The organism is Cellvibrio chitinivorans (assembly GCF_035117775.1).
In the GTDB taxonomy this organism is placed as follows: Bacteria; Pseudomonadota; Gammaproteobacteria; order Pseudomonadales; family Cellvibrionaceae; genus Cellvibrio; species Cellvibrio chitinivorans.
Window position 1 is genome coordinate 813,781 of the sequence record NZ_JAYKKN010000001.1, and the last position, 13,634, is coordinate 827,414.

Annotated in this window: 14 protein-coding genes; 8 read left to right on the forward strand and 6 right to left on the reverse strand. The window is 52.3% G+C overall.

Annotation, left to right across the window (positions count from 1 at the left end):
- Positions 1-91: 91 nt before the first annotated feature.
- The gene (locus tag SPL68_RS03470) at positions 92-1,012 is read right to left on the reverse strand and encodes a LysR family transcriptional regulator (protein WP_323813674.1); all 921 of its coding nucleotides are present in this window, start codon (positions 1,010-1,012) and stop codon (positions 92-94) included.
- Between the two features lie 126 nt (positions 1,013-1,138).
- On the opposite strand from SPL68_RS03470, the gene ahr reads away from it, so the two are divergent.
- On the forward strand, positions 1,139-2,143 hold the full coding sequence (gene ahr / locus SPL68_RS03475) for an NADPH-dependent aldehyde reductase Ahr (protein ID WP_323813675.1): 1,005 nt from the start codon (positions 1,139-1,141) through the stop codon (positions 2,141-2,143).
- 72 nt (positions 2,144-2,215) lie between these two features.
- Here the strand turns inward: ahr and trkA are convergent, their stop codons facing one another.
- The 4 genes from trkA to def form a co-directional block, all read right to left on the reverse strand.
- On the reverse strand, positions 2,216-3,601 hold the full coding sequence (gene trkA / locus SPL68_RS03480; RefSeq protein ID WP_323813676.1) for a Trk system potassium transporter TrkA: 1,386 nt from the start codon (positions 3,599-3,601) through the stop codon (positions 2,216-2,218).
- A gap of 141 nt (positions 3,602-3,742) precedes the next feature.
- On the reverse strand, positions 3,743-5,041 hold the full coding sequence (gene rsmB, locus SPL68_RS03485; RefSeq protein ID WP_323813677.1) for a 16S rRNA (cytosine(967)-C(5))-methyltransferase RsmB: 1,299 nt from the start codon (positions 5,039-5,041) through the stop codon (positions 3,743-3,745).
- Entirely contained in the window at positions 5,035-6,006 is a 972-nt protein-coding gene (gene fmt / locus SPL68_RS03490; RefSeq protein ID WP_323813678.1) for a methionyl-tRNA formyltransferase, read from the reverse strand. Before fmt ends, rsmB begins: the two co-directional genes overlap by 7 nt.
- Positions 6,007-6,067: 61 nt before the next feature.
- Complete coding sequence (def, locus tag SPL68_RS03495) at positions 6,068-6,577, reverse strand: peptide deformylase (RefSeq protein WP_323813679.1); 510 nt, start codon at positions 6,575-6,577, stop codon at positions 6,068-6,070.
- A gap of 155 nt (positions 6,578-6,732) precedes the next feature.
- Between def and SPL68_RS03500 the strand changes: the two genes are divergently transcribed.
- From SPL68_RS03500 to SPL68_RS03525, 6 genes are all read left to right on the forward strand, one after another.
- Positions 6,733-7,767 carry a LysM peptidoglycan-binding domain-containing protein gene (locus tag SPL68_RS03500; protein WP_323813680.1) on the forward strand — a complete coding sequence of 345 codons (1,035 nt, stop codon included), beginning with the start codon at positions 6,733-6,735 and terminating at the stop codon, positions 7,765-7,767.
- A 61-nt stretch (positions 7,768-7,828) separates the two neighbouring features.
- The gene (gene dprA / locus SPL68_RS03505; protein WP_323813681.1) at positions 7,829-9,013 is read left to right on the forward strand and encodes a DNA-processing protein DprA; all 1,185 of its coding nucleotides are present in this window, start codon (positions 7,829-7,831) and stop codon (positions 9,011-9,013) included.
- A gap of 72 nt (positions 9,014-9,085) precedes the next feature.
- On the forward strand, positions 9,086-9,655 hold the full coding sequence (gene tsaC / locus SPL68_RS03510) for an L-threonylcarbamoyladenylate synthase type 1 TsaC (RefSeq protein ID WP_323813682.1): 570 nt from the start codon (positions 9,086-9,088) through the stop codon (positions 9,653-9,655).
- Positions 9,656-9,791: 136 nt separating this feature from the next.
- Entirely contained in the window at positions 9,792-10,712 is a 921-nt protein-coding gene (gene hemF, locus SPL68_RS03515; protein WP_323813683.1) for an oxygen-dependent coproporphyrinogen oxidase, read from the forward strand.
- 50 nt (positions 10,713-10,762) lie between these two features.
- Positions 10,763-11,593: a shikimate dehydrogenase gene (gene aroE / locus SPL68_RS03520; protein WP_323813684.1), complete on the forward strand. Its 831-nt coding sequence runs from the start codon at positions 10,763-10,765 to the stop codon at positions 11,591-11,593.
- A gap of 63 nt (positions 11,594-11,656) precedes the next feature.
- Positions 11,657-12,082, forward strand: a complete 426-nt coding sequence (locus SPL68_RS03525; protein WP_323813685.1) for a YqaA family protein — start codon at positions 11,657-11,659, stop codon at positions 12,080-12,082.
- On the opposite strand, the gene SPL68_RS03530 is transcribed toward SPL68_RS03525, so the two are convergent.
- On the reverse strand, positions 12,079-12,981 hold the full coding sequence (locus SPL68_RS03530) for a LysR family transcriptional regulator (RefSeq protein ID WP_323813686.1): 903 nt from the start codon (positions 12,979-12,981) through the stop codon (positions 12,079-12,081). The two genes, SPL68_RS03525 and SPL68_RS03530, sit on opposite strands and share 4 nt — an antisense overlap.
- Before the next feature lie 165 nt (positions 12,982-13,146).
- On the opposite strand from SPL68_RS03530, the gene SPL68_RS03535 reads away from it, so the two are divergent.
- Positions 13,147-13,581: a DoxX family protein gene (locus SPL68_RS03535; RefSeq protein WP_323813687.1), complete on the forward strand. Its 435-nt coding sequence runs from the start codon at positions 13,147-13,149 to the stop codon at positions 13,579-13,581.
- Positions 13,582-13,634 lie beyond the last annotated feature (53 nt).

The window sequence follows — 13,634 nt, forward strand, 5'->3', positions numbered from 1 at the left end:
GAGGTGCTCCTATGCGGGTTTGCCAGTTTGACCATAAAAGGAGCAACATCATAAGCGATTCATCCTTGCTTGGGAGACTAGTCGTTAACTTTTAATGCGCCTCCCGAAAGCGTAAATCGAACAGATCTCTGTGTTGCTCAATCCACGCTAAAAACTCCGCTAAACGGGCAGATTTGTTGTGTCCCTCCCGATACACCAGTGAAATCGGTAGTTCCGCACTAATCCATTCGGGCAGCACGTGTAGTAACTTGCCCATTCGAATCTCGTCGCGAACCAATAACCAAGGCAATTGCGCAACACCGAGCCCCTCAATCGCTGCATTCACCAAGGCTGCCAGATCGCTGCATTGAAAGGCAACCGGTAGTGCCACTTGTTCGATCTGCGCGTTCTTTTGTAAGGTCCAAAGGTGTGGCTGTTGCTCAAGGATTTGCAGGCTTTTGTGCGACGCAAGGTCTTGAGGTGCATATATAGCCGCATGACTGGCGAGATAAGCGGGTGAGGCCACAACAATCCGGTTAGCCCTGCCCAATGGGCGCTCGATCAGGCGGTCATCGCGGTTTTTGCCCATGCGGAAGGCCAAATCCAGCCCTTCGGTAAACAGGTTTTCAAACTCCAGTGACAGTTTTAGTGAGATAGATACCTCCGGCCAGCGAGCGAGAAACGGCGGAATAATCTCTTTTGCTAGCAATCGTCCCAGTGCCGGTGGTGCGGCTAACCTGAGCCTGCCAGATACGCTATGGCGCATGGTTTTTAAATCATTTACCAAATGATCAGCCTCATCGAGCAAGGTAATCGCGCGGCGGTAGAGAATTTGCCCGCTTTCCGTCAGGCGCACCACGCGCGAGGAGCGATCAAATACTTTGGTTCCCAGTTCATCCTCAAGCCGGACAATGCTTTTACTTAGGGCAGATTTGGCAATGCCCAGCGCAATGCTGGCGGTAGTGAAGTTCAACGTCTCTGCAGTCACCACAAAATACTGTAACAACTTCAGATCTATTGTTTCTTTTTTCATAACGATTCGTTTCATTTGAGGTTATTGTTTTTATTTTGGCCGAAATCGATACTTTTACCAATGCAGCCAGCAATCAACATTCGGTTTGTTGCACATCCCCCTGTTCTGTCAATCAAGGAGTTATCTATGATCAAAGCCTATGCAGCCATGGCACCCGGTGCCAAATTTGAACCCTTTGAATATGACCCAGGGCCGCTGGCAAAAGATGAGGTGGAGCTGGATGTTGAATCCTGCGGTATCTGCCATAGCGACCTGAGCATGCTCGACAACGAGTGGGGCTTTACCCAATACCCGTTCGTGCCAGGGCATGAAGTGATCGGTATCGTTGGCGCCGTTGGTGCAGACGTTACCAGTGTCAAGGTCGGCCAGCGGGTTGGTCTTGGTTGGCACTCTGCTTACTGTAATAGCTGCCAAACCTGTTTGGCGGGTGACCATAATTTATGTGCGGGTGCGCAGCCAACGATTGCCGGACGTCATGGCGGCTTTGCCGACAAGGTGCGCGCACAAGCGGTATCGGTTGTGGCCTTGCCAGAGGGTGTCGATGCAGACTCTGCTGGCCCCTTGTTTTGTGGTGGCGTCACTGTATTTAACCCGCTGGTGCAATTTGATGTGAAGCCGACCGCCAAGGTGGGGGTAATCGGCATTGGCGGTTTAGGCCATATCGCACTGCAGTTTTTGCGCTCATGGGGTTGTGAGGTGACCGCGTTTACGTCCAGCGAAAGCAAAAAAGCGGAAGCACTCAAGTTGGGGGCACACAAGGTGTTGGATAGCAGTAGTGCCGACGCGCTGGCCGCTGCGGCTGGTTCGTTCGACTTTATTATCTCGACCGTGAACGTAAAGCTCGATTGGAATGCCTACATCGCCACCTTGGCACCAAAAGGCCGTTTGCATTTTGTCGGCGCCACTTTGCAGCCGGTAGATGCGGCGGTATTCCCGTTAATCATGGGGCAGCGCTCTATTTCCGGCTCACCCGTGGGTAGCCCCGCTACCATCAAAACTATGCTGGACTTTGTGGCGCTGCATGGAATCAAACCCGTCACCGAGTATTTTGCGTTCGATCAGGTGAATGAAGCGATGGATAAGTTGCGCGAAGGCAAGGCGCACTACAGGATTGTGTTAAAGCACAAGTGATTCGTTAGCCGGGATCAGCCCAAAGCCTCAGCGACACCGTTGAGGCTTTTTTGTATCAGCAATGCGTGTTTGTTAAAAGAAACTGAAGCCGACTTGGAAAAGTTTTTCCACATCGCGAATATGTTTTTTCTGCAGCAAAAACACAATCACATGGTCACCGGACTCAACGACAACGTCGTCATGGGCGATGATAACTTCGTCGCCGTCGGGCCCTTGGCGGACGATGGCGCCAATGCTCGCACCTTCGGGCAGGTCTATGTCCTCCAGCGCTTTGCCGACAACTTTGGAGGATTTGGCGTCACCATGCGCGATGATTTCAATCGTCTCAGCCGCACCGCGGCGCAGTGAGTGAACGTTCACTATGTCGCCGCGGCGCACGTGGGTAAGCAGGCTGCCGATAGTGGTGGTTTGCGGCGAGATGGCGATATCGATGTCGCCGCCCTGCACTACATCCACATAGGCGGGGTTGTTGATCAGCGTCATCACTTTGCGCGCGCCGAGGCGCTTGGCGAGCATGGAGGACATGATGTTGGCCTCGTCGTCATTGGTGAGCGCGAGGAATACATCGGTATCTTCGATGCTCTCTTCCATTAACAGGTCTTTGTCGGACGCGCTGCCCTGAATCACTATCGCCCGCTCCAATTGCTCCGACAGGCGGATGGCGCGGGTTTTGTTGTATTCAATGATGCGCACGTTGAAGCGGCCTTCGAGCATTTTGGCGAGGCGCAGGCCGATATTGCCGCCGCCGGCGATGGTGATGCGTTTGTAAGCTATCTCCAGCCGGCGCAGCTCGCTCATAACCGCGCGAATATCGGCCTTGGCGGCGATAAAAAACACTTCGTCATCGGCTTCGATCACCGTGGTGCCAGTCGGAACTATGGCGCGGTTGCGGCGATAAATCGCAGCCACACGGGTATCAACCGAGGGCATATGTTCGCGCAAAAAGCGCAGTTCTTGTCCCACCAATGGCCCGCCGTGATAGGCGCGCACCGCCACCAGCTGCACCTTGCCGCCGGCAAAATCCACTACCTGCAAAGCACCGGGCTGTTCGATCAGGCGGAATACATATTCCGATACCAGTTGCTCCGGGCTGATCAACACATCAATCGGAATGGCGCCGCTTTCAAACAGCTGTTGGTGAGTTAAATAAGAAGTGGCGCGCACGCGCGCGATCTTGGTGGGGGTGTGAAACAGATTTTCGGCGACGGTACAGGCGATCATATTGATTTCGTCGTTGCTGGTCACCGCCACCAACATATCAGCATCGTCCATGCCCGCTTGGGCGAGCACGTCGGGGTGCGAGGCTTCACCGGTGACTACGCTGATATCCAGCCGGTCGCGCAATTCGCGCAAGCGGCCTTCATTAGTGTCGATTACAGTGATGTCGTTGGATTCGCTCGCCAGATGTTCAGCAAGGCTGCCGCCGACTTGTCCTGCCCCGAGGATGATGATTTTCATAGATTGCCTTTCGTTAACCGGTCGTCTCGGTTGTCTTGGTTGTTTTGTAGCATCGCTGACTTAATTGTTCAGAAGTACTGCCAAGTCTAGTTGTGTTGCGTCAATCTGCCTCTATCATCGCCAAAATTGAGTGCTTTTGGTTTATATCGCCTTGCGCAAACGCGCATAGTAAAAACCGTCGTGGCCATCCGTTTGCGGCAGTAATTGGCGGCCGCAAGGCTGGCTAATACCCCAGTCGGCATCGAGTTGATCGCAGCTGGCATCTTGCTGGCGCGCTACAAACGCTTCCACAACGCGGGTATTTTCCTTGGGCATAATCGAGCAGGTGGCATAGAGCAAAACACCGCCCGGTTTGAGTAGCGGCCAGAGGTTTTTCAGCAGCTGTTGTTGCAGCTCGCCGAGCTTGTCCAATTCTTCGGGGGTGCGCAGGGCTTTAATGTCCGGGTGGCGGCGGATAATGCCAGTCGCAGAGCAGGGGGCATCCAGTAGGATGCGGTCGAACAGTTCGCCATCCCACCAAGCGGCAGGCTGGGTGCCATCGCCGCAGATAACATTGGCATTGACCCCCAAACGCGCGAGATTTTCGCGCACACGGCCGAGGCGGCGCTCGTCGGCATCCAGTGCTGTAACTTCCAGACTTGGTTCCAATTCCAGCAGATGTCCGGTTTTACCGCCGGGTGCGCTACAGGCGTCCAATACTCGCATGTTGGGCGACAATTCCAGCAAGTCGGCACTCAATTGCGCTGCTTCATCCTGCACGCTCAGCCAGCCTTCGGCAAAGTGCGGCAGCTTGCGTGGGTCGCAGGCATTCTCAAGCGTGATGCCGTAAGGGCTGTAGTAGGTAGGTTTTGCGCTAATCGCCTCTGCTTCGAGCAATTTCAAGTAGTTTTCGCGGCTAATTTTATGTGCATTCAAGCGCAGACTAAAAGGTGGATGCTGGTTGTTAGCGGCGATCAATGAGTCAAATTGATCTGGCCAGCATTTGCTGATCATCGCTTCCATCCATGCAGGATGATTGCTTTGAAAAGCGCGATTTTCAGCCAGTAATTCGTCGATCTTGCTTTTGTCGCGCTGAAAGCTGCGCAAAACGCCGTTGACCAGTTTAGTCGCCCAAGGCTTGTTAATCGCACGTGTCACCTCAACGGTTTCGCCGATGGCGGCGTGGTCGGGGATGCGTGTGTGCAGCAGCTGGTAGAGGCCGAGCAGCAGTAAAGCCTGCACATCGGCATCTTTGGCGCGCAAGGGCTTGTCCAGCAAACATTCGGTATAGGCTTGCAGCTGCGGATAGTAGCGGCAGGTGCCGAAGCAGAGTTCTTGCAATAATGCGCGATCATTATCGGCAATCTTCGCTAAGGTTGGCGGCAACAGGCTGGAAAGCGAGCCTTTGGCTACCAGTATCTGGCTGATGACCTGCGCGGCTGCCGCGCGCACGCTTAACATGCGGGCTGCTCCAGTTGATCGCCCACTTTAAACAGGTCGGGATGGCCGCGCAGGATTTCGCCAACGCTCATTGGCTTTTTACCCGGTAATTGCAGTTGTTCGAGGATAAGTTGCCCCTGTTTGCAGGCGATCCATAAACCCTCGGCGTTAATTTGGGTGATGCTGCCAAGTGCGGCGTTTGCCGTTTTATCGGCTGTTTTGGCCGCCCAGACGCGAATGCGCTGGTCGTCGCTGGCGCCTGCAGGTTTGGTGTGTGCGATAGGGAATGGATTAAACGCGCGAACTTTTAACGCCAATTCATCGGCAGAAAGCTGCCAATTCAGCGCCGCCTCTTCTTTGCTGAGCTTCGGGGCATAATTGCTCAGGCTGTCATCCTGTTTTTCTGGCTGGATGCTGCCGGATTGAATCAAATCCAAGGCTTCGATCAGTGCCGGCGTACCGATAGTGATGAGCTTATCGTGCAGGCTTCCGCCGGTATCCTCGCTCAAAATCGGGCAAAATGCTTTGATCAGCATATCGCCAGTATCCAGTCCAACATCCATCTGCATAATAGTCACGCCGGTTTCGGTATCGCCCGCTTCAATAGCACGTTGAATCGGCGCAGCACCGCGCCAGCGCGGCAGAATCGAGGCGTGAACGTTAATGCAGCCAAGGCGCGGGGTATCCAGCACCACCTTGGGCAGAATTAATCCATAGGCGACGACAATCATCAAATCCGCATCCAGTGATGCCAGTTCGGCTACGGCTTCAGGGTTTTTGAAATTGAGCGGCTGATAGACAGGAATATTGTGCGCCAGCGCGACTTCTTTTACCGGGCTGGCGGTCAGCTTTTTACCGCGCCCAGCGGGGCGATCCGGCTGTGAGTAGACGGCAACCACCTCATGTCTGCTACCCAGCAGGGCTTTTAAATGCTCGGCGGCAAAATCAGGGGTGCCGGCAAAAATAACGCGTAAACCTTGGCTCATAAAAAACCTTTTTTAATCAATAAAAAAGGCGCCAAGGCGCCTTTGTATCTGCTGCGCAAACTTAGCGCGCGGCAGCCTTGTGTTTCTTCTCCAGCTTGGAGCGAATACGGGTGCGTTTGAAGGGCGAGATATGATCCACAAACAGCTTGCCGTTCAGATGATCCAGCTCGTGCTGAATACACACCGCCAACAGCCCTTGCGGTTCCAGCTCGAAAGCATTGCCGTTGCGATCCAGTGCCTTGACGCGAATGTGACCGGGGCGCTCTACCGTTTCATAAAAGCCTGGAACCGAGAGGCAGCCTTCATCGTATTGGCTCAGCTCGGCATCCAAAACCTCAATTTCGGGGTTAATAAACACCAGCGGCTGGGATTTATCCTCGCTGACGTCTATAACTACTACGCGCTTGTGCACATTGATCTGGGTTGCGGCGAGGCCAATCCCGGGTGCGTCGTACATTGTCTCGAACATATCGTCGATCAGTTGACGAATATTATCGTCCACTTCTGTGACGGATTTGGCGACAGTGCGCAGCCGTGGGTCGGGAAATTCAAGGATAGATAATAAGGCCATAGTCTTTGTGACAAACTTCTAGTAAAAAGGTAATAACCGCTGCTAACATGATGATCGCACAGGATTTATGCAGTGCAAACGGAAACAGCGTGGGCTTTTAATTAACTATTATACGTCTATCTGCCTCAGGACCGAATAAAACAGGATCGGTTTCTATGAAAAAAATATTACTGGCCGTTGCGGCTGCATCTCTCATCAGCTTCTTCTCATGGGCTGATGATGCTCTTCTGAAAACGGGTCACCCCGATGAATACACCGTCAAAAAAGGCGATACCCTTTGGGATATTTCTGGCACCTTTTTGAATAGCCCTTGGTTGTGGCCAGAGATTTGGCATGTAAACCCCCAAATCGAAAACCCGCATCTGATTTTCCCCGGCGATCTGATCAAGCTAATTTATTTGGATGGCCAGCCACGCCTGACGCTTGAGCGCACGCTGAAAATGGTGCCCGGCACCACCAAGTTGAGCCCGAGTATTCGTGTGCAACACACTGAGGATGCCATCAGTTCTATTCCGCTCGATAAAATTGAAGTCTTCCTGTCGCGCAGCCGCATTGTTGAGCCGGGTGAGTTAGAGGCCAGCCCTTATATTCTTGCTGGCCAGCAACAGCACGTGATTGTAGGTGCGGGTGATCGCGCTTATGCGCGTGGGGATTTTGATTCGGCATACTCCAACTATGGCGTCTATCGCAAGGGTGACACCTTTAAAGATCCGGTCACTAAAGAGTTGTTGGGTGTGTATGCAAAAGGTGTAGGTACGGTAGCCGTTACCAATACTGAAGGCGATGTTGCCACACTCGATGTAATCCGCACCTACGAAGAAGTTCGCCCGGGTGATCAGTTGTTGCCAAGTGAAGATCGCTCTGTAGATTCAGTATTTTTCCCCAGCGCGCCTGATGTGGATATTGAAGCGCAAATCATTGCAGTTGAGGGCGGTGTGACTCAGGTTGGTAAGTACAATGTAGTGATGATCAACCGCGGCGAGCGCGAAGGTTTGCAAATCGGCAATGTGATGGCGATTTATAAAACCGGTGAAGTAGTGGCGGATCGCGTGAGAGGCGGTAAGGTTGCGCTGCCGGATGAGCGTGCTGGTTTGCTGATGGTGTTCCGCACCTTTGAAAAAATGAGTTTCGCGCTGGTGCTTGAAGCAGATCGCGCCTTGGCGGTTAACGACAAAGTGCGCAATCCCTAATTTATTGTAATTTCGGTCTTATCGGCTGCCCGCTCGGGCAGCCAGCCTCAAGGATGATGCTATGCTTTCCCCTCTCGCGGCTACTCTGCTGCTGTTACGTCTCCCTAATATTGGTGTTGCTGGTTACTGGCAATTGATGGAGCTATTCGACAGCCCTACACAATTTTTTGATCAACCAGTTCACTCGCTACGCTCGCTCCTCAATCCGGCTGCTGCTGATATGCTTAGTCAGTTTTATGCTGACTCTGAATCCAGCGATATTGGCCACAAACTGGCGGCCGATCTGACCTACATCGAGTCCCAAACAAATCTTCATTGCCTGACGCAAGATGATCCGCTCTACCCGCGTTTGCTGCGCGAAATTCCGCGTCCACCACCCTTGCTGTTTGTGCGCGGTGATCCTACTTGTCTCAGTTTGCCGCAACTGGCGATTGTTGGCAGTCGCAACCCCAGCGGTGGCGGCAGCGAAAACGCCGAGCGTTTTGCGCACTATATGGCAGAGAGGGGTTTTGCGATTACAAGTGGCCTGGCCTTGGGGATAGATGCGGCAGCACATCGCGGTGCCCTACGTGCTGGTGGCAGAACCATCGCGGTGATGGGGACTGGGATCGACCTTATTTATCCCGCGCGTCACAGAACCTTGGCGCAGGAGATCATCGATAGCGGCGGTGCGCTGGTGAGCGAGTTTCCGCTGGGTACCTCATCCCATGCCAGCAACTTTCCTCAGCGCAATCGCATTATCAGCGGTTTGAGTGGTGGCACTTTGGTGGTGGAAGCAGCGGTGCAGAGCGGCTCGCTGATCACGGCATCCTATGCGCTACAACATGACCGTGAAGTCTTTGCGATTCCCGGTTCCATTCACAATCCTTTGGCGCGTGGCTGCCATCAGCTGATTCGTCAGGGGGCGACCTTAGTAGAAACGGCCCAAGATATTGTCGATCAGCTCGCTGGGCTGCTCAGTTACAAGCGGCAGGAAGTGAGATCGGCTAAGACACAGCAGACGGAATTGTTCGAGGATTCTGTCGAGCCAGATAATATGCCGCTTCTAAACAATCCCTCACTTAACGAGCCATCGCTCAATGCTGATGAACAAAGTCTGCTGCAAGCGCTGGGTTACGATCCGCTGCCCGTGGATATCTTGGCTGAGCGTACCGGGTTGGATGTGGGGAGTTTATCGGCGCAGCTAATCGGGTTGGAAATCAAAGGGCTTATCCAGCAAATTGGCGCCTGTTATCAGCGGCTGTAACTACTGGATGAACAGTTGAGCTTGGGCAATAGCTGGGGTAGATTGGCTATAACTTGATAATAGGTAATGCCCATGATCGATTGGTCGCTAAACCCCCGCGTACACTTTGCCGCCAAACAAATGAAGTTGGGCGGTGTCGTTGCCTACCCTACCGAAGCTGTTTGGGGCTTGGGTTGTAACCCTTTTGATGAGCAGGCGGTGCTGCATTTACTCGCGCTTAAAAGTCGTCCGGTTGAGAAGGGATTGATCCTGATCGCCGCTGACATCCGCATGTTTGAGCCTTTTATCTACCATCTTGATGATCTGCAGCGTCAGCGGCTGAAAAATTCCTGGCCCGGTCCCCATACCTGGTTGGTGCCGAATAATGGCTTGATTCCCGAGTGGATCAGTGGCCGCTTTTCCAGTGTTGCGATGCGTGTGACTGATCATCCGGTAGCGGCGGGTTTATCGCGCGCCTTTGGTGGGCCACTGGTGTCTACTTCCTGTAATCCGCAAGGGCTGCCTCCGGCAACAAGTATCCATCAAGTCTATCGCTACTTTGGTTATCAGTTGGATGCGGTGACCACCGGCCAAGTCGGCAAACGCGCGTCGCCCTCGGAAATCCGTGATTTACTGACAGGTGCGATTATCCGTCCGGGTTGATAAATCCCTGCTCTGGTTGATCAAAATCAACCAGAGCTATAGTCCCGCCAATGAGTTTCCCCTTTCTGCTGCTGGCCGCGTAAAATAGCGGCCGTTTTGATTCCCTGCCAACTTCTCGCACAGCTAAGGATTCCCTATGACGACTTCGCATGGGCCGGATAAATCCGCCGTTAAAGCCTATCTGCTCGATTTACAAGACCGCATCTGCAATGCCTTGGCAGCCGAAGATGGCGGCGCGCAATTCGTAGAGGACAACTGGACGCGCGCTGAAGGTGGCGGTGGCCGCTCGCGTGTACTGACCGATGGCGCAGTGATCGAAAAGGGTGGCGTCAACTTCTCTCATGTACACGGCACCCAAATGCCCGCCTCGGCAACGGCGCATCGACCGGAGTTAGCGGGGCGCGCGTTTGAGGCGATGGGGGTGTCGCTAGTGATTCATCCACGCAACCCTTATGTGCCGACCAGTCACGCCAATGTGCGTTTTTTTATCGCTGAGAAGGAAGGTGCGGCGCCTGTGTGGTGGTTTGGCGGCGGTTACGACTTAACGCCCTACTACGGCAATGAGGCCGATGTGGTTCATTGGCATCAGACTGCCAAAGATGCCTGCGATCCCCACGGCGAGCATCTATATCCCAAATTTAAAAAATGGTGCGATGAGTATTTTTATTTAAAACATCGCAACGAAGCGCGCGGCGTGGGCGGATTATTTTTTGACGACTACAATGCTGAGAGTTTTGCGCATAGCTTTGAGGTAATGCGCGCGGTTGGCGACAGTTACGTGCCAGCGTATCAGCCCATTGTAAATGCGCGTAAAGATACGCCCTTTACGGAACGCGAGCGGGATTTCCAGCTCTATCGTCGTGGTCGTTATGTTGAGTTTAATCTCGTTTATGATCGTGGAACCCTGTTTGGATTGCAAACCGGCGGCCGCACTGAATCGATATTAATGTCGCTGCCGCCGCTGGTGCGCTGGGAATACAATTGGCAGCCGGAAGCAGGCAGTGCAGAAGCGGAGCTTTACACGAAATTTTTGCCGCACCGTGAATGGCTGAAATAAATATTGAGTAGGATTTCTCTCTCGTTTTTGATTTATGTTTTGGAAGACTCATGACAGATTTATACGCCGTTTTTGGCAACCCGATTAATCAAAGTAAATCGCCAGGAATTCATCGCCAGTTTGCCGAGCAGACCGGGCAGGATATGCACTACACCAAACAGTTGGTTGCTATCGATGAATTTGAGCAAGCCGCTCAAGCGTTTTTTGCGCAGGGCGGCAAAGGTTTAAATATCACTGTGCCATTTAAATTAAATGCATTTGAATTTGCGCAAAAACGCACTGCGCGCGCTGAGCGTGCCGGTGCGGTAAATACACTCGCGTTATTAAGTGATGGCACCATTCTGGGCGATAACACCGACGGCATTGGCATGATTCACGACATGCACAATCTCGGTTGGGAGATAAAAGACAAGCGCGTATTAATTCTCGGTGCAGGCGGCGCGGTGCGTGGCATTTTGCAGCCGTTGCTGGAGGAGCAACCTGCGCGTGTAGTAATCGCCAATCGCACCTATAGCAAAGCGGAAGAACTCGCCATGCACTTTCATGATATGGGCGATGTGCAGGCAAAAACCTTTGAACAATTAAGTGACGAGCGTTTTGATATTGTTATCAACGGCACATCCGCAAGTTTGCACGGCGAATTGCCTCCACTGCCGGATACTCTGCTCGCCGAAAATGCCTGCTGTTACGACATGATGTACGGCGCAGAACCGACTATTTTTTTGCGCTGGGCAAAAGATTTTGGTGCTGCACAAATTGCCGATGGTTTGGGGATGTTAATCGGCCAAGCGGCAGAAGCTTTTTATTTATGGCGACAAATTCGCCCGGAAGTTATTCCGGTTATCACCGCCATGCGTCGCCAAATGGCAGAGAAAAAATAACCGTCATCTAGCTGCTTTTATCTATTAAAAGCAGCTTTTCTTTTTTCAAATGACCTTCACGCTATGGCTTATCTCTCGCTGTTTTTTAGTGCATTGATTGCCGCCACATTATTTCCTCTTTCCTCCGAAGCGCTGCTCGCCACACTGCTGTACCAGAAATATTCGCCAATACTATTGTGGATAGTTGCAACCAGCGGCAACACGCTGGGCTCTTGCATTAATTGGTATTTGGGAAAAGCTTGTTTGCATTGGCGGGATGAAAAATGGTTTCCGGTAAACGCAAATCAACTGGCAAAAGCCCAACAACAATTTGAGCGCTACGGCGTTTATTCATTGCTATTTTCATGGCTGCCAATCATTGGCGATCCACTCACCTTTATTGCGGGCATTATGCGCATTCCGTTTTGGAAGTTCGTTGTGTTGGTCTCCCTGGGCAAAGGGCTGCGCTATGCCGTGGTGATCGCTATTGCGCTTGGGTTTCTGAATTAGTTTTGGTGTGTAAGCCAGTTTGGTTGCTCGCAGGCATTTACAAACCACTGCAACGCCTTACCCGAATTATTTTTTCGCCATGCGATGTAAAGTGGAATGTTCGGGCGCGGTACTGAGCAATCTAAAATAATTAATTCTTCGCTTGCGATCTCATTTTGAATTAAATGCTTTGGTAAAAAGCCTACACCTACACCGGCAATTTGCGCTTGGATTTTTGCAATCGCGTTAGGTACACGAATAATTTGTCGACTCTCTAATAAACCCGATGAGCGTGCCGGTGCGCTGAGTGATGAATCGGCAATCACGATAGTTGGAAAAGCGGCGATGGCGGCAGCGTCGATTGCGCCTTTATGGAATCGCAGCGGATGATCTTTTGCGACGACAAATACAAATTCCACTTCACCCATTAATCGATATTCAAAAATGCCTTTTGGCAAATCGCCACTTGCGCCCAACGCGAGATCGCAGCGCTCGGCGATCAATGCATCCCAGGTTCCGCCTAACACTTCTTCGCTGATGGTGATGGCGACACGTTTATCCAATTGATTAAATGCATTGATTTGCTGCAGTAGTGGTGCGAGTGGCAGCACCGTATCTATGGCGATACGCAACTGAGTTTCCCAACCGGATTCCAGCTGCTGCACCGCTTCCTCAATCGCGTTGGCGGCTTGTAATAGTTGCCGCCCCTGTTCCAGCAACAAGCGCCCGGCAGCGGTTAGCTGGGCTTTCTGTTTGCTGCGATCAAACAAACTGATGCCGAGATCGGATTCCAGTTTCTGTACGGTATAGGAAAGCGCCGATGGCACCTTAAATAAGGCTTCAGCCGCGGCGCCAAAGCTGCCTTTACGATCAATCGCATCCAGTACGCGCAAGGCTTCCAGAGTGATAGCGTGATGCATGGGTTCACCTTTATTGATGTGTTCAAAAAATTTGAACTAATAACTCAAAATGTTCCGCTTTTTTATCCCAAGTGACAAGCCTATTCTGGCAACAAGTGAGGCGAACAAGCAGTTAGCGATGCGCCAAACCCCTTAATCCCCAATCAAATTTTTCGGAGTAATACCATGAGCGCAATCACTAAAGTACTGGCGACCAACAACTCTTTCTCCCAATTGGCGCTGCGTCTGCCTTTGGGGATCATCTTCGCCGCCCACGGCGCACAAAAACTGTTTGGCTGGTTTGGCGGTTACGGCCTACAAGGAACTGGTCAGTGGATGGATTCCATCGGCCTTGGCCCAGGTGTAGTCATGGCGGCATTGGCCGGTTCCGCAGAATTTTTCGGTGGCCTGTTTTTGATCCTCGGCCTGCTGACTCGTCCTACCGCATTGGTGCTTGCGGTGACCATGTTGGTGGCGATCTTCTCGGTGCATATCAACAACGGCCTGTTTATGAGCAACAACGGATATGAGTTTGGTTTGGCGTTGCTTGCAGGTGCAGTATCTCTGCTGATTTCTGGTGGTGGCCGCGCGAGTGTGGATAGTTTGATTGCCAAACAATAATCGCAGTAGCCAGAGCAAATTTTTTAACAGTGAATTGAAGTTGTGCGCGGAAA